A 20161-nucleotide genomic window follows, 5' to 3' on the forward strand; every position below is an offset into this window, starting at 1 on the left:
TAAAAGGTATCATAGATATATCCAATGGAAGGAGAATTTTTAGATATGTCATTAACAACTAAAAAAATTAAAACAACTATCGCAGGAGTAGCAGCTTTGCTTGCTTTCTTTGCTCCATCACTTGCATCTGCGCAAGAATCTGTAACTTACACAGTTAAATCAGGTGATACTCTTTCAGAAATCGCTGAGAAGTACAACACAACGGTTGAAAAATTGGCAGCAAAAAATAACATCAAAGATATTCACCTTATCTATGTTGACCAAGTTTTGGTTATCGAAGGAACAGCTCCATCGACAGCAACTGCAACCGCTGTAGCTTCAACAACAACTTATGAAGCACCAGCAGCTACGGAAGAAACTGCAGAAGAAGTAACTGAAACAACAACCTATGAAGCGCCAGCTACACCAGCAGCTCCAGCAGCAGAAAGCAACACTGCAGCAACTTCTACTGTAAGTGGTTCTGAAGCAGAAGCCAAAGAATGGATCGCTCAAAAAGAATCAGGTGGTAGCTACACTGCTACAAACGGACGTTACATCGGACGTTACCAATTGACAGATTCATACTTGAACGGTGACTACTCAGCTGAAAACCAAGAACGTGTAGCAGATGCTTACGTTGCAGGACGTTACGGTTCATGGACAGCTGCCAAGAACTTCTGGCTTAACAACGGTTGGTATTAAGATGATATAGAAAAGGAAGTCTCAATGGCTTTCTTTTTTGTTTACAAAGATGTTAACTTCTCGCTCTAGCTCTGTTAGTAAGTGTTCATCTTCTACTAGTTTAGCTAAGGAGAGTCCATTCTGTATCAACTGAGTATCATTAGCACAAATGCCGATACGAATATAGGAAAACGCAAGTGTATCATACTGTTTGCTTGCTTTTGCATCCTCTAAGAGAGTGTAGCAAAGCTGTTTGCAAAGCAACTTATCACCATTGTAAAGATAAAGAGTTGAGAGATTCAGAAGCAACATCATACGAAGCCGAAAGACAGGACTGTAGTGTTTATAAACCTCTAGTCGTTCGAGAATTTTTTCGGTAATCTGATGAATATACTCCATAGGAAAAGCAAAGAGAATGGTATTAAGAACTTTGAGGTCGCTCTCATACCAAGTATCTTGTTTCTCAATCTTATCCCATAGTCTGTTTACAATGTTGTCAACCTTACTTGACAATTTTTCTATTCCATTTTCACGAATGTAGATAACGATTTCGAGCATATCTTGTAACTGCTGGATGGGGAAATCATGGTGTGTTTTTAGATAATGTTGGCATTTTTTGAGTAATTTACTTAAGTCGCTCGTACCACTAATAGAAGCCATTTTTAGAAAAGTCTGCATGATAGTTGATCGTTCACTTGGGTGGTAGAGATGGCAAATATAGTCAAACTCTTCAAAGGTCATATTGACTTGCCGAAGAAGAAACTCCATATTTTCATATTTAGGAGTTGTTTTCCCGCTTTCGATTTTTGATAGACTGGTTCTTGAGAGAACATCCCCACAGACCTCTTCTTGGGTCAGTCCTTTTGACTCACGGATTTCTTTATAAACATTTCCAAAATCGTAGCGCATGCTTTCCTCCTTATTTGTGAAAAAAGTTAACAAAAAATAGAAATTGATTAAAAATATTGTATCATAGTAGTATAAAAAGTAAAAAAGAAATCTAAAATAAATTTGTGAAAAAAGGGAATAAATTCTACGACTAAGATGATAAAGTACTAAGGAGGTATCTTTATGAAAAAAATCAGTAATTTCTGTATGTTACTCCTGCTTCTCTGTACTACTTTTTTTGTTTTTAATGTAAACTACACACGAGAAGTGGTTCGGATTCAGGAAATGGGAAAGACAGCGAGTTCTTTGGATGTATACTTGAAAGATGTCAATGAACCTGCAGAATCTGTTCTTCGATTTTTTGAGGATGTATCAAAGGAGTACAAAGTCTCCATCATCAAAACAGACAGTGGTGATGAGGTGATCAAGTCTGGTGTTTTTGATAAAGATACCTTCCCCTACCAAGAGTTTGGACTTTCTTCCCTTGATTTTACCACAGATGGTGAGGGAGTTTACAGTAATAAAGAAATTTCCAATAAACTTGGTACGATTCCGACCTTTCTAAAAGCCAAACCTATTCAGCTTATGACTTTTCAAACCTATATCAAGGATACATCTCGTAGTTTAAATGGTCGCTATACGATAACTTCTACACAAAAGATGGACAAGGATAGGATTGTACAGAAATGGAGCGATTTTTTCAATATAGACCAGGCTACCTTGCTAGAGCCAAACTATAAAAGTGCAGTGCAAGTCTTAAATCGAGATTTGCTCTTATCTGCTATTATTTTTGTCTTGGCTATTTTGCTTCTTGTCTTAGTAACAGTGTATCAGCCGATGATGGAGATGAAAAGAGTTGGGGTACAAAAATTACTTGGTTTTCAAGATCGGGCTGTTTTAGCTGATGTTGTGAAAGGCAACCTCTACCTCCTCCTAGGTGGGGCGCTTGTGATCAATCTAGGGGTGTTTTTCTTGCTTGATTATAAGCCGAAAGATTTGTTCCCTATGCTGTGGTTGTCTCATTTTTTGCTTTTGCAGCTTTATCTCTTTATCAGTTGGTTGACTTACCTCTTAATCCAAAAAATGACAATCGGCTCTCTGCTGAAAGGTTTTTCATCTTTCAAATTTGGTCTACTCTTTAATTATTTGATGAAAATTGGAACCACCATTTTACTGACAGTCTTGCTAGTTGGGGTGGGGAAAAGTTTGGAGCAAGAAAACAAAGAGTTGGATTACCAGAAACAGTGGATCAGTCAAGGAAATTATCTGACCTTGGAAACTTTCCAACTCAATGATAACCTGTGGCAAGAGCAGTTGGCAGGCTCAGGGCAAGCAGTGGATTATTTCTATCGATTTTATCAGGATTTGGTAGAAAAAACGCAGGCGGGCTATGTGCAAAGTAGCAGTCTTCCTGTAAAAAATTTTGTCAAATCAGAACAGATTCAGCAATATCAGTTAACCGATATGGTGGATGTTTACTATGCCAATCGCAATTTTCTAAAGAGCAAGGGATTCAAGTTACCCGATACCGGCACTAAAAAAGTTATTTTGATGCCAGCAAGTACGAAAGGTGAAGAAGAGAAAAACCAGCTCTTGGGGAAGTTGATTACCTATCAATCAATGAAGTATGAAGAGCAGCAAAAACGAAGGATAGAGGAGGTGGATGTCGAGATTGCCTATTATGAAGGAGATTGGTCATTTTTCCCTTATAACGAGAAGCGAAAGGAAAATCTCTACAATCCAATTATTAGCTTGGTCAATGATTCTGATATGATGTGGGATGAAAAAGCTTCCCTGTCAACAACAGGTTTAAATAATCCCATTAAAATCGAAAATACAGCTCAACATCAAAAAGAGGTGACAGCGTTAGTTGAGAAATTATCAGATGGGAATTATTTAAAATTTTCATCTATTCAAGCCATTCAACAAGAGAAAGTAGATTCTTATCGAGATGCTGTTCGGAATTTCAACATACTCTTTGCTTTGGTTGGTCTTCTTAGTATGATGATTTCCTACTTCTTACTAGTAACAACTTTCTTATTGAAGCGAACAGATATTATTACCAAGAAGTTTATGGGCTGGAAATTGATAGATCGGTATCGTTCCTTGCTGGGTCTTCTATTAGCTGTCTATAGCCTTCCTTTTGTAGCCCTGCTATTCTTTACACAGGCACTTTTCCCACTCTTGCTTTTCGCAGGATTTACAGGCTTAGATATTCTGTTTGTGCTTTTCTTGGGCTCTAAGATGGAAAAACGAAATGTAGTGCAGTTATTGAAAGGGGATCACTTATGATAAAGTTGGAAAATGTTACGAAAACCATTGGGAAAAAAGTTATTTTGGAGAACTTATCTCTAAAAATTAACCAAGGAGATTTAGTTGCCATTGTTGGGAAAAGTGGCAGTGGCAAGTCAACCTTGTTAAATCTTTTGGGTTTGATAGATGGCGATTACAGTGGACATTATGAAATTTTCGGTCAGCAAAATGTACCTGTCAATTCTGTTAAGTCGCAAGCGATTATCCGCGAACATATCTCCTATCTGTTTCAAAACTTTGCTCTGATTGATAATGAAACGGTAGAGTATAATCTCATGCTCGCTCTAAAGTATGTAAAATTATCCAAGAAGGACAAAGTCAAAAAGATAGAAGAAATTTTAGAGAGAGTGGGGTTGCCATTAATTCTACATCAAAAGGTTTCAGAGTTATCTGGAGGAGAACAGCAGCGAATCGCAGTTGCTAGAGCCATTTTAAAACCCAGCCAGCTCCTTTTAGCAGATGAACCAACCGGTTCTCTAGATCCTGAAAATCGAGATTTGGTTTTGAACTTTCTCTTAGATATGAACAAGGAAGGTAAAACGGTCATTATCGTTACCCACGATGCCTATGTGGCCGAACAGTGCCATCGAGTCATTGAATTGTGAAAGAGAATGTGGAGAGTTCATTGATCTCTTCATCTTACCTGTAATTGGACAATTGTATTTTTAAAACTCAAATAGTATAAATAAGCTTATTATGTGTAAAAATATATCATATAATAAGCTTTTTCTTGATTTAAATGAAATAAAATACAGTTTTTTCTTGACAAACGAGAATGAGAAGAGTATTATTTATACAATTATAAAGTATAAAAATAAAAGGAGGCTCTTCTATGAATAAAGTGAAGAAGGTGTTAATAACGATGTTTGGTTTGCTTATGTTTCCCTTATTATTTGCTTGTAGTAACACTCAATCCCAAGGTGTTGAAGCCATTAAGGCTAAAGGAAAATTGGTGGTGGCCCTAAATCCAGAGTTTGCTCCATTTGAATACCAGAAATTGGTCGATGGGAAAAATCAGATTGTAGGTTCAGATGTTGAACTAGCCAAAGCCATCGCAAAGGAACTAGGTGTAGAAGTGGAGTTCTCTCCAATGAGTTTTGACAATGTACTGGCTAGTCTTGATTCAGGCAAGGCCGATCTTGCCATATCAGGTGTTTCTAAAACGGAGGAGAGAAGTCAAGTTTACGATTTTTCAATTCCCTACTACACTTCGAAAAATAAGGTTATCGTAAGAAAATCTGAATTAACGAATTACCAATCAGTCAAGGATTTGGCTCAGAAAAAGGTTGGAGCGCAGAAAGGTTCTATCCAGGAAACTCTGGCCAAAGAAACCTTGCAGGATTCTTCTCTCGTTTCACTTCCTAAAAATGGAAATTTGATAACAGATTTGAAGTCAGGGCAACTGGATGCGGTTATCTTTGAGGAACCAGTGGCGAAAGGATTTGTAGAGAATAATCCAGACCTAGCCATCGCTGAGTTTGATTTTGACAATGACAAAGAAGATTCCTACGCTGTTGCGATGAAAAAAGATAGTAAAGAATTAAAAGAGGCGGTTGACAAAACCATCCAGAAGTTGAAGGATTCTGGGGAGTTGGACAAATTGATTGACGATGCTTTTAAAGCCTCTATCGAAAAATAGAAAGAAGGAAGAGAAATGAGTAAGGAAAAAGTCATTTTAGCCTATTCAGGTGGATTGGATACATCAGTTGCTATTACATGGTTAAAAAAAGACTATGATGTGATCGCTGTTTGTATGGATGTGGGTGAAGGAAAAGATTTGGAGTTCATCCACGATAAAGCTCTCAAGGTTGGGGCTGTAGAGTCTTATGTCATTGATGTTAAGGAAGAATTTGCTAATGACTATGTTTTAGTGGCTCTTCAGGCACATGCTTACTACGAACAGAAGTATCCCTTGGTATCTGCTCTGAGTCGCCCTCTTATTTCAAAAAAACTCGTTGAAATAGCTCATCAGACGGGGGCAACCACAATTGCCCATGGTTGTACAGGTAAGGGAAACGACCAAGTTCGGTTTGAAGTCTCTATTGCAGCTTTGGATCCCAATCTAAAGGTAGTTGCGCCTGTTCGTGAGTGGAAATGGTCTCGTGAAGAAGAAATCCAATATGCCAAAGAAAATGGCGTCCCAGTTCCTGCTGACCTTGACAATCCTTACTCTGTCGATCAAAATCTTTGGGGACGTGCAAATGAATGTGGTGTTTTGGAAAACCCTTGGAACCAAGCACCAGAAGAAGCATTTGGAATCACATCTTCTCCAGAAGAGGCACCAGACAGTCCAGAATTTATTGACATTGAGTTTAGCTGCGGGGTGCCTATCTCCCTCAATGGAGAGAAGATGAAAGTGGCTGCTTTGATTCAAAAGCTCAATGAAATTGCGGGCAAACACGGTGTCGGTCGTATTGACCATGTGGAAAATCGCCTAGTCGGTATTAAGTCAAGAGAGATTTATGAGTGCCCAGGTGCTGTGACTTTATTGGCGGCTCATAAGGAGATTGAGGACTTGACTCTTGTGAGAGAAGTGGCTCATTTCAAACCTATTATCGAAAATGAGTTGTCCAATCTCATCTATAATGCCTTGTGGTTTAGCCCAGCAACTCAGGCTTTGATTGCCTATATCAAGGAGACACAGAAAGTTGTCAATGGAACTGCAAAAGTTAAACTTTACAAGGGAAACGCCCAGGTAGTGGCGCGGCAATCTCCAAATTCTCTTTACGATGAAAATTTGGCGACTTATACTAGTGCGGATACTTTTGACCAAGATGCGGCTGTTGGTTTTATCAAGCTTTGGGGGCTTCCGACTAAGGTTTATTCAGAAGTTCAGAAAAATGTTGAGTAGTGACGCGATAGAAAGGGACGACAGGATATGTCGAAAAATACAAAATTATGGGGTGGTCGATTTGAAGGCACTGTGGAAGAGTGGGTAGAACAGTTCGGTGCGAGTATTTCCTTTGACCACCAGCTGGCAAAATTTGATTTGATGGGTTCCCTAGCTCATGTTCAAATGCTAGGACAGACTGGCATTTTGAGCTTGGAAGAGGCAGAGCAGATCCAAGATGGTCTGAAAGCTTTGTTGCGAGATTTAGAGGCGGGAGAGCTTCATTTTGATATTGCAAATGAAGATATTCATATGAATATGGAAGTGTTGCTGACGGAGAAAATCGGTCCTCTGGCTGGGAAACTACACACAGCTCGTTCTCGGAATGACCAAGTCGCAACGGATATGCACTTATATCTAAAGGAGCAGCTTGGCCATGTCTTGGATAAGTTGGCGAATCTGAACAGTGTTTTGCTGGGTTTGGCTGAAAAACATGTGGAAACCATCATGCCAGGCTATACTCATTTGCAGCACGCCCAACCGATTAGTTTTGCCCACCATCTCATGGCTTATTACAATATGTTTCAAAGGGACAGCGAACGCTTTGCATTTAACTTGAAACATACGGACCTATCTCCACTGGGTGCGGCTGCCTTGGCGGGGACAACTTTTCCAATCAATCGTCAATTATCGAGTGATTTATTGGGCTTCCAACAACCCTATACCAATTCCTTGGACGCAGTGAGTGACCGTGATTTTATCTTAGAATTTCTGTCAAACGCCAGTATTTTGATGATGCATATGAGTCGTTTTTGTGAGGAAATCATCAATTGGTGCAGTTTTGAGTATCAGTACATTAGCTTGTCTGATAGCTTTTCAACGGGTTCATCTATCATGCCCCAGAAGAAAAATCCTGATATGGCCGAATTGATTCGAGGGAAGACAGGACGAGTTTACGGGCACTTACTTGGACTATTGACCGTCATGAAGTCTTTGCCTCTGGCTTATAATAAGGATTTGCAAGAGGACAAGGAAGGCATGTTTGATACAGTAGAAACGATTTTGAATTCTCTGGATGTGCTGGCAGGTATGCTATCGAGCATGCAGGTTAATCAGGCCAAAATGCAGCAATCCACAGAGAATGATTTTTCGAATGCGACCGAACTGGCAGATTATTTGGCTGAAAAAGGCCTCCCTTTTAGAGAAGCGCATGAAATAGTAGGGAAATTGGTTCTAGACTCTATCAAGCATGGTAAAAATATTCAAGATTGGGATTTGGAGGAGTTGCAAGTCTACCATCCCTTGATTGAAGAGGATATTTATATCTACTTGCGCCCAGAAACCGCTGTTCAGAGACGGAATTCCTTAGGAGGAACCGGCTTTGAGCAAGTGAAATACCAGATAGAACAAGCGAAGAAAGAACTTAAAGGGGACAATTGATTCGTTTGCAAAGGAAGAAAGAGAGGTTGAGATGATTTATCAGCCTCTTTCTTGTCTTCTCCAACCAAGCGTGTTATAATGAATACTGCTCAAGCGACCTTCAATCGTGAAGCACACACGACCTTCAATCGTGAACTAGTCATTTCGTTTATCTTTTATTACGTCGTTAACTCGCAATGAGATGCAAGCTGAGCTTGTCTGATTTATAACCTCAATCAGTCTCCCAGACTGATTGAGCGAACTCAAGTTATGTCCGCGACTTGTTGCCTATCATATTTTCATTTTAAGATGATAGGCTAAAATGGTCTCCCAGACCATTTTACTCCTAAAAGCAAACGAAAAGACGATACTCAAAGAAATTCTTTTGAAAGTCATAATGAATAGAATTTTGAAGGGTATGAACAAACGAATAGATGGGAGACTTACCATGAGTGATAACTCTAAAACACGTGTTGTCGTTGGGATGAGTGGTGGTGTCGATTCGTCGGTGACGGCTCTCTTGCTTAAAGAGCAGGGCTACGATGTGATCGGTATCTTCATGAAGAACTGGGACGACACAGATGAAAACGGCGTCTGTACGGCGACCGAAGATTACAAGGATGTGGCTGCGGTGGCAGACCAGATCGGCATTCCTTACTACTCTGTCAATTTTGAAAAAGAGTACTGGGACCGCGTTTTTGAGTATTTCCTAGCGGAATACCGTGCAGGACGCACGCCAAATCCAGACGTTATGTGTAACAAGGAAATCAAGTTCAAGGCCTTTTTGGATTATGCTATGACCTTAGGCGCAGACTATGTAGCGACTGGGCACTATGCCCGAGTAGCGCGTGATGAGGATGGCATCGTTCATATGCTTCGTGGCGTGGACAATGGCAAGGATCAGACCTATTTCCTCAGTCAACTTTCGCAAGAACAACTCCAAAAAACCATGTTCCCACTGGGGCATTTGGAAAAGCCTGAAGTACGAAAACTAGCAGAAGAAGCAGGTCTTGCGACTGCCAAGAAGAAAGATTCGACAGGGATTTGCTTTATCGGAGAAAAGAACTTTAAAAACTTTCTCAGTAACTACCTGCCAGCCCAGCCTGGTCGCATGATGACTGTGGATGGACGCGATATGGGTGAGCATGCAGGTCTCATGTATTATACAATCGGTCAGCGTGGCGGTCTCGGTATCGGTGGGCAACACGGTGGTGACAATGCCCCTTGGTTCGTTGTCGGAAAAGATCTGAGCAAGAATATCCTCTATGTTGGCCAAGGTTTCTATCATGATTCGCTCATGTCAACCAGCCTAGAAGCCAGTCAAGTTCACTTTACTCGTGAGATGCCAGAGGAGTTTACGCTCGAATGTACGGCTAAATTCCGCTATCGTCAACCTGACTCTAAGGTGACAGTCCATGTCAAAGGAGACAAGGCAGAGGTCATCTTTGCAGAACCGCAACGCGCCATCACACCAGGACAGGCAGTTGTCTTTTACGATGGCGAAGAGTGTCTAGGTGGCGGTTTGATTGACAATGCTTATCGAGATGGACAAGTTTGTCAGTACATTTAGATTGACAAATTTTCTCAATTTGCTACAATAATAAAAGCAATAGAAATGATGGTCAAAGCTCATGGATGTTGCAGGCTTTTTTGTCCTGCACTTCTTTGGAGTTTTGACTGTTTTTGTGTCGTTTAAGGGAAAGGATAAAAATGGCTCAACCAGACTTTCGGACAAAAGTGGAAAATACTGTTTTTGGTGTTCGGGCGACAGCCTTGATTCTCCAAAATGGCAAGCTCCTAGTTACCAAAGATAAGGGCAAGTATTACACTATTGGCGGTGCGATTCAAGTCAATGAAAGAACGGAGGACGCGGTAGTCCGCGAAGTGAAGGAAGAACTGGGCGTCAAAGCTCAAGCTGGGAAACTAGCTTTTGTGGTTGAAAATCGTTTTGAACAAGACGGTGTTTCCTATCACAACATCGAGTTTCATTATCTGGTTGATCTACTTGAGGATGCACCTTTGACCATGCAGGAAGATGAGAAAACGCAACCCTGTGAGTGGATTGACTTAGACAAGCTTAAGGGTATCAATCTAGTTCCAGCATTTTTAAAAGCAGCCCTACCAGATTGGGACGGCCAGCTGCGACACATTCATCTTGAGGAATAGGAGAGAAAATGACTTATAATTTTACGGAAGAATACGATATTATTGTAATTGGTGCGGGACACGCTGGGGTTGAGGCTTCCTTGGCCGCTAGCCGTATGGGCTGTAAGGTTCTGCTTGCGACTATCAATATTGAAATGCTGGCGTTCATGCCTTGTAATCCTTCTATCGGAGGTTCTGCCAAGGGAATTGTCGTGCGTGAGGTAGATGCTCTCGGTGGCGAGATGGCCAAGACCATTGACAAGACTTACATCCAGATGAAGATGCTCAACACTGGGAAAGGTCCAGCTGTTCGCGCCCTTCGGGCGCAGGCTGACAAGGAACTTTACTCTAAGGAAATGCGCAAGACGGTTGAAAATCAAGAAAATCTGACCCTTCGTCAGACCATGATTGATGAGATTTTGGTGGAAGATGGCAAGGTTGTCGGTGTTCGTACAGCGACCCATCAAGAGTATGCTGCAAAGGCCGTTATCGTGACGACAGGAACAGCCCTCCGTGGGGAAATTATCATCGGAGACCTCAAGTACTCATCAGGACCAAACCACAGCTTGGCTTCGATTAACCTTGCTGACAATCTCAAGGAACTGGGACTCGAAATCGGTCGTTTCAAGACAGGTACACCTCCGCGTGTCAAGGCTTCTTCTATCAACTACGATGTGACAGAAATCCAGCCAGGAGATGAAGCACCCAATCACTTCTCTTATACTTCGCGTGATGAGGATTATGTCAAAGACCAAGTTCCATGCTGGTTGACCTACACCAATGGTACCAGTCATGAGATTATCCAAAATAACCTCCACCGTGCGCCTATGTTTACAGGTGTGGTTAAGGGAGTGGGCCCTCGTTATTGCCCGTCGATAGAGGATAAGATTGTGCGCTTTGCGGACAAGGAACGCCACCAGCTCTTCCTTGAGCCAGAAGGACGCAATACAGAGGAAGTCTATGTCCAAGGCTTGTCAACCAGTCTGCCTGAGGATGTACAACGCGAGCTGGTTCATTCCATCAAAGGTTTGGAAAATGCAGAAATGATGCGAACTGGTTATGCTATCGAGTATGACATGGTCTTGCCTCATCAGTTGCGTGCGACTCTGGAAACCAAGAAAATCTCAGGACTTTTCACAGCTGGTCAGACAAATGGGACATCTGGTTACGAAGAAGCTGCTGGCCAAGGGATTATCGCTGGTATCAATGCGGCTTTGAAAATCCAAGGCAAGCCTGAATTGATTTTGAAGCGCAGTGACGGCTATATCGGGGTCATGATTGACGACTTGGTGACCAAGGGAACTATTGAACCTTACCGTCTCTTAACCAGTCGTGCTGAATACCGTCTCATCCTCCGTCATGACAATGCTGATATGCGTTTGACTGAGATGGGTCGTGAGATTGGTCTCGTTGATGATGAACGCTGGGCCCGTTTTGAGATTAAGAAAAATCAATTTGACAATGAGATGAAACGCCTAGACAGCATCAAACTCAAGCCAGTCAAGGAAACGAACGCTAAGGTTGAAGCGATGGGATTCAAGCCGTTGACAGATGCGGTGACAGCCAAAGAATTCCTTCGCCGTCCAGAAGTTTCTTACCAAGATGTGGTGGCCTTTATCGGACCAGCTGCTGAGGACTTGGATGACAAGATTATCGAATTGATTGAAACAGAGATCAAGTACGAAGGTTACATCTCAAAAGCCATGGATCAGGTCGCAAAGATGAAACGAATGGAAGAAAAACGCATTCCAGCCAATATTGATTGGGATGATATTGACTCCATTGCGACAGAAGCTCGCCAGAAGTTCAAACTCATCAATCCAGAAACCATCGGCCAAGCCAGCCGTATTTCGGGAGTAAACCCAGCAGATATTTCTATTTTGATGGTGTATCTTGAAGGTAAAAATCGTAGTATTTCTAAAACTCTTCAAAAATCAAAATGATACGTCGTCGGCTTCGGCTCACCTAACTCAAGTTATGCTTTCGCCTAGCCTTCTAGTCTGATTTCGATTTTTATTGAGTTTCAATCTCAAAAGAAAGCATAGAAAAAACAGCTCCGAAGACGGGGCTGTTTTGTTGATTTATTCTTCTTCATCTGGTGTGAGGATCATCGGGATGATGATTGGTTCACGTTCTGTATTTTCATAGAGGAAAGGACGAATGGCGTTGACAATGGCACCATTGACAGATTGGATGCTGGCATCTTTGTTTTTCAATGCGATACGAATAGCATTGAAGAGGATGCGCTGACTTTGGCGAATCAAGTCCCCAGATTCTCTCATGTAGACAAAGCCTCGGCTAAGGATGTCAGGACCAGACAAGATCATTTTAGACTTGAAGTCAACAGTTGCGACTGCTAGAACGACACCGTCTTCGGATAGATCACGACGATCTTTGAGGACAGCAGCGCCGATTTCACCGATACGATTTCCATCGACATAGATGTCTTGCGCGTTGAAATGGCCTGCGATACGAGCTGAGTTAGCAGTAAGAGCAAGCACATCACCATTACTCATGATAAAGATATTGTCCTTTTCAACACCAGTATCCACCGCTAGTCCAGCGTGGACTTTTTGCATGCGGTATTCACCATGGACAGGCATGAAGTATTTTGGCTTGATCAAGCGGAGCATGAGTTTTTGCTCTTGCTGACCACCGTGTCCAGAGGTGTGGATATTGTTAATCTTTCCGTGGATGACTTCGACACCAGCTTCTGAGATAATGTTAATCAGTTTGTTGACGCTAGTCGTGTTTCCAGGAATTGGGCTAGAAGAGAAGATAACGGTATCGCCGGGTTGGAGTTGTACCTGACGGTGGGTTCCGTTAGCGATACGAGAGAGGGCCGCCATTGGCTCACCTTGACTACCTGTACAGAGGATCAGGACCTCACCTGCAGGGTAGTCTTTGATTTCATTTGGCTCGATAAAGGTTCCCTTAGGAGCTTTGATGTAGCCAAGCTCGATACCGTTGACAATGGCCTTTTCCATCGAACGTCCAAAGACCGCAATCTTGCGTCCAGTCTTAACAGCGGCATCCGTTGCTTGCTGGAGACGGAAGATATTTGAGGCAAAGGATGCAAAGATGATGCGTCCTTCGATACCTTGGATAATCTTCATGATGGACTGACCAACGACTTTTTCAGAGTTGGTAAAGGTTGGCACTTCTGCATTTGTCGAGTCAGAGAGGAGGCAGAGCACACCCTCTTCACCAAGGGCTGCCATTCGGTGCAAGTCTGCAGGTTCTCCAACGGGAGTAAAGTCAAACTTAAAGTCACCCGTACAGACGATTTTCCCTTGAGGAGTATGAATGACAATCCCCAAAGGTTCTGGAATGGAGTGAGTGGTTCTAAAGAAAGTTGCCTTGAGATTTTTAAAGGTCAACTCAGTATTGTGGTTGATTTCGTAAAGTTTGGCGTTGCGCAAGAGACCGTGTTCTTCGAGTTTTCCACGGATCAAAGCCAGGGCAAGCGGTCCAGCATAGATAGGGACATTTGCTTGCTTGAGCAGGAAGGGAATCCCACCAATGTGGTCCTCGTGTCCGTGTGTAATCAAAACAGCCTTGACGCGGTCGATATTGTCCACGATGTAAGAGTAATCAGGAATGACATAGTCGATACCCAGCAAGTCATCTTCTGGGAATTTAATCCCAGCATCGACGATGATAATCTCATCTTGGTATTCAATTCCGTAAGTGTTTTTCCCGATTTCTCCCAGACCACCGATGGCAAAAACGCCGACTTCTTCAGGTTTAAGAGTGTAGGCCATATTAGAACTCCGTAATCTCGAAAGCGCCAGTTTCTTTTTCGTAATCTAGCAATTTGTCAGACAAGAGTTCAATAAATTCGATGTTGTACTCTGGGCGGTTTTCTTCGACAAGTTGGCGAGCAGCGATACGGCCCTCAAGTTCTGAGTTGGCATCGATGTCTAGGTAAAGTGAGCGTGTTGTTTCACGACGTGGGCTGCGTTCTTTTGTTTCTTGATAAAAAACTTTGTAAATCATTACATTTCCTTTCGTATTTTCATGATTAACCTGCAGAAAACAACAGCTGATTAGCTGTTTTCTTTTATTTAATTCTGAGTAGTAGATTAATCCTGATTCGTTAAAATTATAATGATTATACCATAAAATAAGGGAATAGTAAAAGGTGGAGATAAGAAAATGTAAGAGTGATTTAGTCTAAAAGTATTCGGATTCCATATTTTTGAAATGCCTGTCCTGGATACTTTTAATCTTATGATAGATAGCCGTGCTTGCGGTACCAATCTACCACGTCAGCTAAGCTTTCTTCGAGAGGGCGATGCTGTCCGCCTAGCTCGCTCTCGGTTTTGGCAAAGCTAAAATTACTTTTGAGATATTCTTCGGCCATGAGATGAGCGAGCTCATTGGTAACCAAAATTGGTTTTTTGGTGAGCCGGTGGTAGAGCTCACTTGCTTGGGCATAGATTTTGACGAAAAGAGGGGAGATCTTGCGCTTGGGGGCGGGAACGCCAGTGATTTTTTCCAGTATTTGGTACAATTCTGTCATGGTCACTTGCCGTCCAACTGCCAGATAGCGCTCCTTTGAGCGTCCGTATTTCATGGCGCGGAGATGAATATCTGCTACATCTCTAGCATCCACCATATTATAGCTAGCCTTTAAGATACCTGGAAGTTTTTGCTCTACAAAATTGATAATCAGCTGCCCACTGGAGGTCGGACCAAGGTCTCTAGGACCCAACATTACACTCGGCAAGATAAAGCAACCGAAAACATCTGAATGCTTGTCCAAGAAATCACGAACGGCCTCTTCACTCAAAATCTTGCTGCGATAGTAATCAAAAGGAGTATCTTTTGAGCGAGACATGCTTTCATCGATTAGCTGATTGGCCTCACCTTCCAGTACGACACAGGAGGAAGTATGGACAAATTGGCGGATACCAGCCTCGTAAGCAGCTTCTAGGAGGTTATTTGTGCCTATAATATTAGTGTCGTAGAGCTCCTGCCAGTGCTTGCCGCCTTTATAATTATCGCGGAAAAAAGCAGCAGTATGAAAGAGGCTGTCGCAGCCTGCTAGATAGTCACGATAGCTTTCGGGCTCTAAAATATCCCCCTTGACAATCTGGATAGGCAGGTCGGCAAATTGTTTGCGCGCTTTTTCCTCGGAGCGAACGAGAGCGGTCACTTGAATGTTTTCTTTTAGCAGAGCACGCACGAGATTATTTCCTAAAAGACCGGTCGCACCAGTCACAAAAGCGTGGGTCATTGTTCTAGCTGGTTTTTGATTTGTAGGGTTTGGGGTCATCCGTTTTTCCTCCTTTTGCAAATAGATGACATATCATCTATTTAAGATTTTATATTTTTTAACTAAAATTGTCAACAATTTACCTAATCTAGTGTAAAATAGTATAGAAGTGATTTTTGAAAGGAGAGCAGCGTGGTAGCAGAAGGAATTCGATTTGGCTATTTGTTTAGAAGTGCAGAGAGCTTAGCGACGAGAGAATATGGGAAGTTGCTAGAGCCTTTGGGAATTACGCCCAATCAAAGCGAGGTCTTGCTCGTTTTGGGCGAACATGCTCCGCTGTCTCTCAAGGGCTTGGGGGAATCCCTGATTTGTGAGGAAAAAAGCCCTAGTCGCTTGGTGCAGGCTTTGATTAAAAAAGGCTTGGTCAAGAAGGAAATTTCTAGCAAGGACAAGCGCAGTTCTCGCTTGAGCTTGACTGCTGCTGGAGCGGATTTGCTGCCCAAGATTGCTGAGCAAGAAGCGATTTTTGGAAAACACTTGGCGCAGCAAGTGCCTAATTTGGAGACTTTTAGCCAGATTTTAGAGGAATTTTTGGTAGATAGTTTCTACGAAGACAAATTAAAACGTCGCTCACTTTGGCGGCAAGAGGAAAAATAGAGGATAAACATGAAGATTGCAGCTTTTGATACGTCAAGTAAGGCGCTGACGCTCGCGATTTTAGAGGACGAGACCTTGCTGGCGCAGATGACTTTAAATATAAAGAAAAACCACAGCATCACCCTTATGCCTGCCATCGATTTTTTGATGGCAAGTCTGGACCTGACACCCAAGGACTTGGATCGCATCGTGGTGGCAGAAGGACCGGGTAGCTATACAGGTTTGCGAATTGCAGTAGCAACTGCCAAAACTTTAGCTCATACCCTAAACATCGAGTTAGTGGGGATGTCCAGTCTCTTGGCTCTGGTGCCAAGTCAACAAGAAGGCTTGGTGGTTCCTATCATGGATGCACGCCGTAACAATGTCTATGCTGGCTTTTATGAAAATGCCAAGGCTGTCTTTCCAGAAGCACACCTGTCTTTTGATGAAGTGCTAGAGAAGGTCAAGGATGCTGAACAAGTGACCTTTGTCGGAGAAGTTGGAGCCTTTGTGGAGCAGATCCAAGAACATCTGCCACAAGCTAGCTACCAAGAAACCTTGCCAAATGCAGCTAATCTAGCTCTTTGGGCCTGGGATAAGGAAGCAGCCTCCTTGCACGACTTTGTGCCAAACTACCTCAAACGGGTAGAGGCTGAGGAAAATTGGCTCAAGACCCATCAGGAATCCAGTGATTCTTACATTCAGCGCCTATGATTGAGATGAGAAAATGGAGCGCTAACTCGGATGTGGACGCGGCAGTTCTGGCAGAAGAGCTGGAACAGCTCTTACTTGCTGTCTATGAGGTCAGCCCTTGGACCGCAGGCCAAGTGGAAGAGGTTCTGCGTTCGGATGTGAACAGTTGTGCACTAGCAGAAGATGAAAGTCGACTTGTCGGCTTTTTAGTCTGGCAGGAGAATCTCTTTGAGGCAGAAGTCCTGCAGATTGCTGTACTGCCTAGCTATCAGGGGCAGAAAATCGCGACAACCTTGTTTGACTTTTTGCCTGCCGACAAAGAAATTTTCCTCGAAGTCAGAAAGTCAAACCAACGAGCGCAAGCATTTTACAAGAAAGAAAAGATGGCGGTCATCGCTGAGCGCAAGGCCTACTACCATGACCCAGTTGAGGACGCCATCATCATGAAGAGAGAAGTAGATGAAGGATAGATATATTTTAGCATTTGAGACATCCTGTGATGAGACCAGTGTCGCCGTACTGAAAAACGATGATGAGCTCTTGTCCAATGTCATTGCTAGTCAAATTGAGAGTCACAAACGTTTTGGGGGCGTAGTGCCAGAAGTAGCCAGTCGTCACCATGTCGAGGTTATTACAGCCTGCATCGAGGAGGCGCTAGCAGAAGCAGGAATTACCGAAGAGGATGTAACGGCTGTGGCTGTTACCTACGGACCAGGCTTGGTCGGAGCACTGCTAGTTGGTTTGTCAGCTGCCAAGGCTTTTGCTTGGGCTCATGGACTTCCGATGATCCCCGTTAACCACATGGCTGGTCACCTTATGGCGGCTCAGAGTGTGGAGCCTTTGGAGTTTCCCTTGCTAGCTCTCTTGGTCAGCGGTGGGCACACAGAGTTGGTCTATGTGTCAGAGGCTGGGGATTACAAGATTGTTGGAGAAACGCGGGATGATGCGGTTGGTGAGGCCTATGACAAGGTCGGCCGTGTCATGGGATTGACTTATCCAGCAGGTCGCGAGATTGACGAGTTGGCTCATCAGGGACAGGATGTGTATGATTTCCCTCGTGCCATGATCAAGGAAGATAATCTGGAGTTTTCATTTTCAGGTTTGAAGTCTGCCTTTATCAATCTTCACCACAATGCCGAGCAAAAGGGAGAAAGCTTGTCCAAGAAAGATCTGTCAGCTTCCTTCCAAGCTGCGGTCATGGATATTCTTATGACCAAAACCAAGAAGGCCTTGGAGAAATATCCTGTTAAAACTCTAGTTGTAGCAGGTGGCGTGGCTGCCAATAAAGGGCTCAGAGAACGACTAGCAGCTGAAATCACAGATGTCAAGGTTATCATCCCTCCCCTACGCCTTTGCGGAGACAACGCGGGTATGATTGCATATGCCAGCGTCAGCGAGTGGAATAAAGAAAACTTTGCAGGCTTGGACCTCAACGCCAAACCAAGCCTCGCCTTTGATACTATGGAATAAAGAGTCAGCTTGAGGTTGGCTTTTTAACTCCATAAAATGTCAGAATATTTTGACAAAACTGTAAAAATGATGATATAATATGTAAAAATTAGGATGTGGCCAGATGATTGAGAGAATGGAATTGGGAGAATTTTACAAGGAATTGCGGCTGGCGAGAAAGCTCAAGCAGTCAGATGTGGCTTGTGAAGGTCTAACAGCTTCTCAGTTATCCAAGTTTGAACTGGGACAGTCTATGCTGTCTGCGGATAAACTGATACTAGCAATCCAAGGGATAAATGTGACCTTTGATGAGTTTGGACACAAGCTTAATAATTATCAGGAATCCCCACATATGCGATTTGGACGAAAAGTTGTAGATCGTTTTGCCCATCAAGATATGGCTGGCTTAGAGCAACTATTAGAGGAAGTTGAGCAGGAACAGATGGCGCAGACCTATCGTCGTTTGAATGCTATTGTGATTAAAGATGCTATCCATTCCTTAGATAAAAGGTATCCGTTAGAAGAGGAGGATAGCGAGTTTTTGACCACCTATCTCTATGCTATCGAGTCTTGGACCTGGTTTGAACTCTATCTTTTTTGCAATACCATGCCTTTCTTAAGTAATCAAGATCTGATTTTTTTATCCACCTCTTTACTTGAAAAATCCAAGGAATTTAAAGAGTTGGTACACAATCAATTGTATATGAAAAGTGGTTATCTTAATATCATCTCAGAGCTCATGGAGCGTAAGCTTTTCTCTTACATCCCAATCTTTGAAGCCGAGTTGGAGAGTATGCTCCGGCCATATGATGTTTTTGAGAAAGTATCATTGCAGTTTTTAAAGAAGATGAGTGTATTCCTTCAAACCAAGGGGAGCAATCAAAAAGAGATTGAACACTTTATCCAATCTCTGCAAATATTAGAAAATCCACAATTAACAGCCCTTTTTGAATTGCGTTTGCAGCAATACAAAGAGCTTATCGATTAGTTAGAAAAGGAATGACAATAACCCACTCTAAAATAAGTAGGAGTATCAGTTGGATTTTGCTTTTTTTCATCATTATATCCCTCCTTGTGAGTAGTACCTTCATTATATCAGGGAAAGAGTCAAATCTACAAAAATCGCAAATGTGAAATTTCCATGAGAAAAAATATCAAATATGCGATTTACTAAAATGTGGTGATTTCCGTGTTATACTATCCTTATTTCATAATATAGGAGAAAATAGAATGAAAAAGATAATCTCACGTCACTACTTTATTATGGCTTTTCTACTAGTTATTGCTGACCAGAAGTTCAGTGGTCTAGTTTTACGTAGCAACCTTGTTACTGGTCTATCTGACTTTACCTATTATCTGTCGGATATGATGTTGAATTTTCTTGTGGTTTTATTTGCTCTTATTGCTATGATTTGGTCGGGAAAATGGCAACAAATCAACAGTAGAAAGTTTAAAGGTTCCTATCTTTTTTATTCCTTTTTAGCTCTTCTTGCTTTTGTTATTTGGAATTTCGTTACATTTTATCTTTTCCCATCTACCAAAAATGAAATTGCTTATCAACTGGATGTCCCTACTTTTACAGGAGCTACAGCATTTTTGATGTATTTTTTCTATCCTGTAATTGCAGGTCCCATTTTTGAAGAGATAATCTATCGTGGGTTGGTGATGACCGCTCTGGAAAAAGGAAAGAAATGGGGACTGGATGTGCTCGGTTCGGCTATTTTATTCGGGGTCTTGCATATTAGTAATCATGGTTGGGTCTTGACAGACTTTTTCGTATATATGGGTGGCGGTCTCATATTTGCAGTCTTATTTAGAGTGACAAAGTCCATTTATTGGCCTATTGGACTGCACATAGTCTACAATGGCATTGGTCAAATTTTACCGTTGCTGTAATTTTAGGTGCT

The 20161-nt window shown here is 42.3% G+C and carries 19 protein-coding genes; 15 read left to right on the forward strand and 4 right to left on the reverse strand.

The genetic code is table 11. The annotated features are described in order from the left end of the window. The first annotated feature begins 45 nt into the window (after positions 1 to 45). Positions 46 to 681 (forward strand): aggregation-promoting factor, encoded by a 636-nt coding sequence (gene apf, locus HMPREF8578_RS05015; RefSeq protein WP_000060315.1) that lies wholly within the window; start codon positions 46 to 48, stop codon positions 679 to 681. Between the two features lie 21 nt (positions 682 to 702). Here apf and HMPREF8578_RS05020 read toward each other — a convergent pair whose 3' ends face one another. Then, positions 703 to 1569, reverse strand: a complete 867-nt coding sequence (locus HMPREF8578_RS05020) for a helix-turn-helix domain-containing protein (RefSeq protein WP_001268189.1) — start codon at positions 1567 to 1569, stop codon at positions 703 to 705. A 162-nt stretch (positions 1570 to 1731) separates the two neighbouring features. Between HMPREF8578_RS05020 and HMPREF8578_RS05025 the strand changes: the two genes are divergently transcribed. From HMPREF8578_RS05025 to mnmG, 8 genes are all read left to right on the forward strand, one after another. Further along, the gene (locus HMPREF8578_RS05025) at positions 1732 to 3840 is read left to right on the forward strand and encodes a bacteriocin-associated integral membrane family protein (RefSeq protein WP_000724252.1); all 2109 of its coding nucleotides are present in this window, start codon (positions 1732 to 1734) and stop codon (positions 3838 to 3840) included. Next, positions 3837 to 4466: an ABC transporter ATP-binding protein gene (locus HMPREF8578_RS05030; protein ID WP_000593111.1), complete on the forward strand. Its 630-nt coding sequence runs from the start codon at positions 3837 to 3839 to the stop codon at positions 4464 to 4466. The genes HMPREF8578_RS05025 and HMPREF8578_RS05030 overlap by 4 nt, the downstream gene beginning before the upstream one ends. Before the next feature lie 227 nt (positions 4467 to 4693). Further along, positions 4694 to 5500, forward strand: a complete 807-nt coding sequence (locus tag HMPREF8578_RS05035) for an ABC transporter substrate-binding protein (protein WP_001045242.1) — start codon at positions 4694 to 4696, stop codon at positions 5498 to 5500. 15 nt (positions 5501 to 5515) lie between these two features. Beyond that, positions 5516 to 6712 carry an argininosuccinate synthase gene (locus HMPREF8578_RS05040; RefSeq protein WP_000031906.1) on the forward strand — a complete coding sequence of 399 codons (1197 nt, stop codon included), beginning with the start codon at positions 5516 to 5518 and terminating at the stop codon, positions 6710 to 6712. 27 nt (positions 6713 to 6739) lie between these two features. Continuing rightward, positions 6740 to 8131: an argininosuccinate lyase gene (gene argH / locus HMPREF8578_RS05045; protein ID WP_000042245.1), complete on the forward strand. Its 1392-nt coding sequence runs from the start codon at positions 6740 to 6742 to the stop codon at positions 8129 to 8131. Between the two features lie 427 nt (positions 8132 to 8558). Beyond that, positions 8559 to 9680, forward strand: a complete 1122-nt coding sequence (mnmA, locus tag HMPREF8578_RS05050) for a tRNA 2-thiouridine(34) synthase MnmA (RefSeq protein ID WP_001282939.1) — start codon at positions 8559 to 8561, stop codon at positions 9678 to 9680. Between the two features lie 140 nt (positions 9681 to 9820). Continuing rightward, positions 9821 to 10276, forward strand: a complete 456-nt coding sequence (locus HMPREF8578_RS05055; RefSeq protein ID WP_000068464.1) for an NUDIX hydrolase — start codon at positions 9821 to 9823, stop codon at positions 10274 to 10276. A gap of 8 nt (positions 10277 to 10284) precedes the next feature. Beyond that, complete coding sequence (gene mnmG / locus HMPREF8578_RS05060) at positions 10285 to 12198, forward strand: tRNA uridine-5-carboxymethylaminomethyl(34) synthesis enzyme MnmG (protein WP_000221912.1); 1914 nt, start codon at positions 10285 to 10287, stop codon at positions 12196 to 12198. A 138-nt stretch (positions 12199 to 12336) separates the two neighbouring features. Here mnmG and rnjA read toward each other — a convergent pair whose 3' ends face one another. The 3 genes from rnjA to HMPREF8578_RS05075 form a co-directional block, all read right to left on the reverse strand. Further along, positions 12337 to 14019 (reverse strand): ribonuclease J1, encoded by a 1683-nt coding sequence (gene rnjA, locus HMPREF8578_RS05065; RefSeq protein ID WP_000331969.1) that lies wholly within the window; start codon positions 14017 to 14019, stop codon positions 12337 to 12339. Position 14020: 1 nt separating this feature from the next. Beyond that, complete coding sequence (locus HMPREF8578_RS05070; protein ID WP_000639581.1) at positions 14021 to 14254, reverse strand: DNA-dependent RNA polymerase subunit epsilon; 234 nt, start codon at positions 14252 to 14254, stop codon at positions 14021 to 14023. A gap of 232 nt (positions 14255 to 14486) precedes the next feature. Further along, complete coding sequence (locus HMPREF8578_RS05075) at positions 14487 to 15536, reverse strand: SDR family oxidoreductase (protein ID WP_000188662.1); 1050 nt, start codon at positions 15534 to 15536, stop codon at positions 14487 to 14489. A 132-nt stretch (positions 15537 to 15668) separates the two neighbouring features. Here HMPREF8578_RS05075 and HMPREF8578_RS05080 point away from each other — a divergent pair, with 132 nt between their 5' ends. The 6 genes from HMPREF8578_RS05080 (at position 15669) to HMPREF8578_RS05105 (ending at position 20150) form a co-directional block, all read left to right on the forward strand. After that, on the forward strand, positions 15669 to 16133 hold the full coding sequence (locus HMPREF8578_RS05080) for a MarR family winged helix-turn-helix transcriptional regulator (protein WP_000225126.1): 465 nt from the start codon (positions 15669 to 15671) through the stop codon (positions 16131 to 16133). A gap of 9 nt (positions 16134 to 16142) precedes the next feature. After that, positions 16143 to 16826, forward strand: a complete 684-nt coding sequence (tsaB, locus tag HMPREF8578_RS05085) for a tRNA (adenosine(37)-N6)-threonylcarbamoyltransferase complex dimerization subunit type 1 TsaB (protein ID WP_000683865.1) — start codon at positions 16143 to 16145, stop codon at positions 16824 to 16826. Next, positions 16823 to 17275 carry a ribosomal protein S18-alanine N-acetyltransferase gene (rimI, locus tag HMPREF8578_RS05090; protein ID WP_000571910.1) on the forward strand — a complete coding sequence of 151 codons (453 nt, stop codon included), beginning with the start codon at positions 16823 to 16825 and terminating at the stop codon, positions 17273 to 17275. The genes tsaB and rimI overlap by 4 nt, the downstream gene beginning before the upstream one ends. Next, the gene (gene tsaD, locus HMPREF8578_RS05095; RefSeq protein WP_000655063.1) at positions 17265 to 18275 is read left to right on the forward strand and encodes a tRNA (adenosine(37)-N6)-threonylcarbamoyltransferase complex transferase subunit TsaD; all 1011 of its coding nucleotides are present in this window, start codon (positions 17265 to 17267) and stop codon (positions 18273 to 18275) included. Before rimI ends, tsaD begins: the two co-directional genes overlap by 11 nt. A 103-nt stretch (positions 18276 to 18378) precedes the next feature. Beyond that, complete coding sequence (locus tag HMPREF8578_RS05100) at positions 18379 to 19242, forward strand: Rgg/GadR/MutR family transcriptional regulator (protein WP_000572854.1); 864 nt, start codon at positions 18379 to 18381, stop codon at positions 19240 to 19242. 242 nt (positions 19243 to 19484) lie between these two features. Then, complete coding sequence (locus HMPREF8578_RS05105; RefSeq protein ID WP_000720887.1) at positions 19485 to 20150, forward strand: CPBP family intramembrane glutamic endopeptidase; 666 nt, start codon at positions 19485 to 19487, stop codon at positions 20148 to 20150. The last annotated feature ends 11 nt before the right edge of the window (positions 20151 to 20161 follow it).

The sequence above is a fragment of the Streptococcus oralis ATCC 49296 genome, from assembly GCF_000185265.1.
In the GTDB taxonomy this organism is placed as follows: Bacteria; Bacillota; Bacilli; order Lactobacillales; family Streptococcaceae; genus Streptococcus; species Streptococcus oralis_BC.

Coding starts and splice junctions, on each gene's coding strand:
- apf (WP_000060315.1), top strand. CDS start 46: ATGTCATTAACAACTAAAAAAATTAAAACAACTATCGCAGGAGTAGCA.
- HMPREF8578_RS05020 (WP_001268189.1), bottom strand. CDS start 1,569: ATGCGCTACGATTTTGGAAATGTTTATAAAGAAATCCGTGAGTCAAAA.
- HMPREF8578_RS05025 (WP_000724252.1), top strand. CDS start 1,732: ATGAAAAAAATCAGTAATTTCTGTATGTTACTCCTGCTTCTCTGTACT.
- HMPREF8578_RS05030 (WP_000593111.1), top strand. CDS start 3,837: ATGATAAAGTTGGAAAATGTTACGAAAACCATTGGGAAAAAAGTTATT.
- HMPREF8578_RS05035 (WP_001045242.1), top strand. CDS start 4,694: ATGAATAAAGTGAAGAAGGTGTTAATAACGATGTTTGGTTTGCTTATG.
- HMPREF8578_RS05040 (WP_000031906.1), top strand. CDS start 5,516: ATGAGTAAGGAAAAAGTCATTTTAGCCTATTCAGGTGGATTGGATACA.
- argH (WP_000042245.1), top strand. CDS start 6,740: ATGTCGAAAAATACAAAATTATGGGGTGGTCGATTTGAAGGCACTGTG.
- mnmA (WP_001282939.1), top strand. CDS start 8,559: ATGAGTGATAACTCTAAAACACGTGTTGTCGTTGGGATGAGTGGTGGT.
- HMPREF8578_RS05055 (WP_000068464.1), top strand. CDS start 9,821: ATGGCTCAACCAGACTTTCGGACAAAAGTGGAAAATACTGTTTTTGGT.
- mnmG (WP_000221912.1), top strand. CDS start 10,285: ATGACTTATAATTTTACGGAAGAATACGATATTATTGTAATTGGTGCG.
- rnjA (WP_000331969.1), bottom strand. CDS start 14,019: ATGGCCTACACTCTTAAACCTGAAGAAGTCGGCGTTTTTGCCATCGGT.
- HMPREF8578_RS05070 (WP_000639581.1), bottom strand. CDS start 14,254: ATGATTTACAAAGTTTTTTATCAAGAAACAAAAGAACGCAGCCCACGT.
- HMPREF8578_RS05075 (WP_000188662.1), bottom strand. CDS start 15,536: ATGACCCCAAACCCTACAAATCAAAAACCAGCTAGAACAATGACCCAC.
- tsaB (WP_000683865.1), top strand. CDS start 16,143: ATGAAGATTGCAGCTTTTGATACGTCAAGTAAGGCGCTGACGCTCGCG.
- rimI (WP_000571910.1), top strand. CDS start 16,823: ATGATTGAGATGAGAAAATGGAGCGCTAACTCGGATGTGGACGCGGCA.
- tsaD (WP_000655063.1), top strand. CDS start 17,265: ATGAAGGATAGATATATTTTAGCATTTGAGACATCCTGTGATGAGACC.
- HMPREF8578_RS05100 (WP_000572854.1), top strand. CDS start 18,379: ATGATTGAGAGAATGGAATTGGGAGAATTTTACAAGGAATTGCGGCTG.
- HMPREF8578_RS05105 (WP_000720887.1), top strand. CDS start 19,485: ATGAAAAAGATAATCTCACGTCACTACTTTATTATGGCTTTTCTACTA.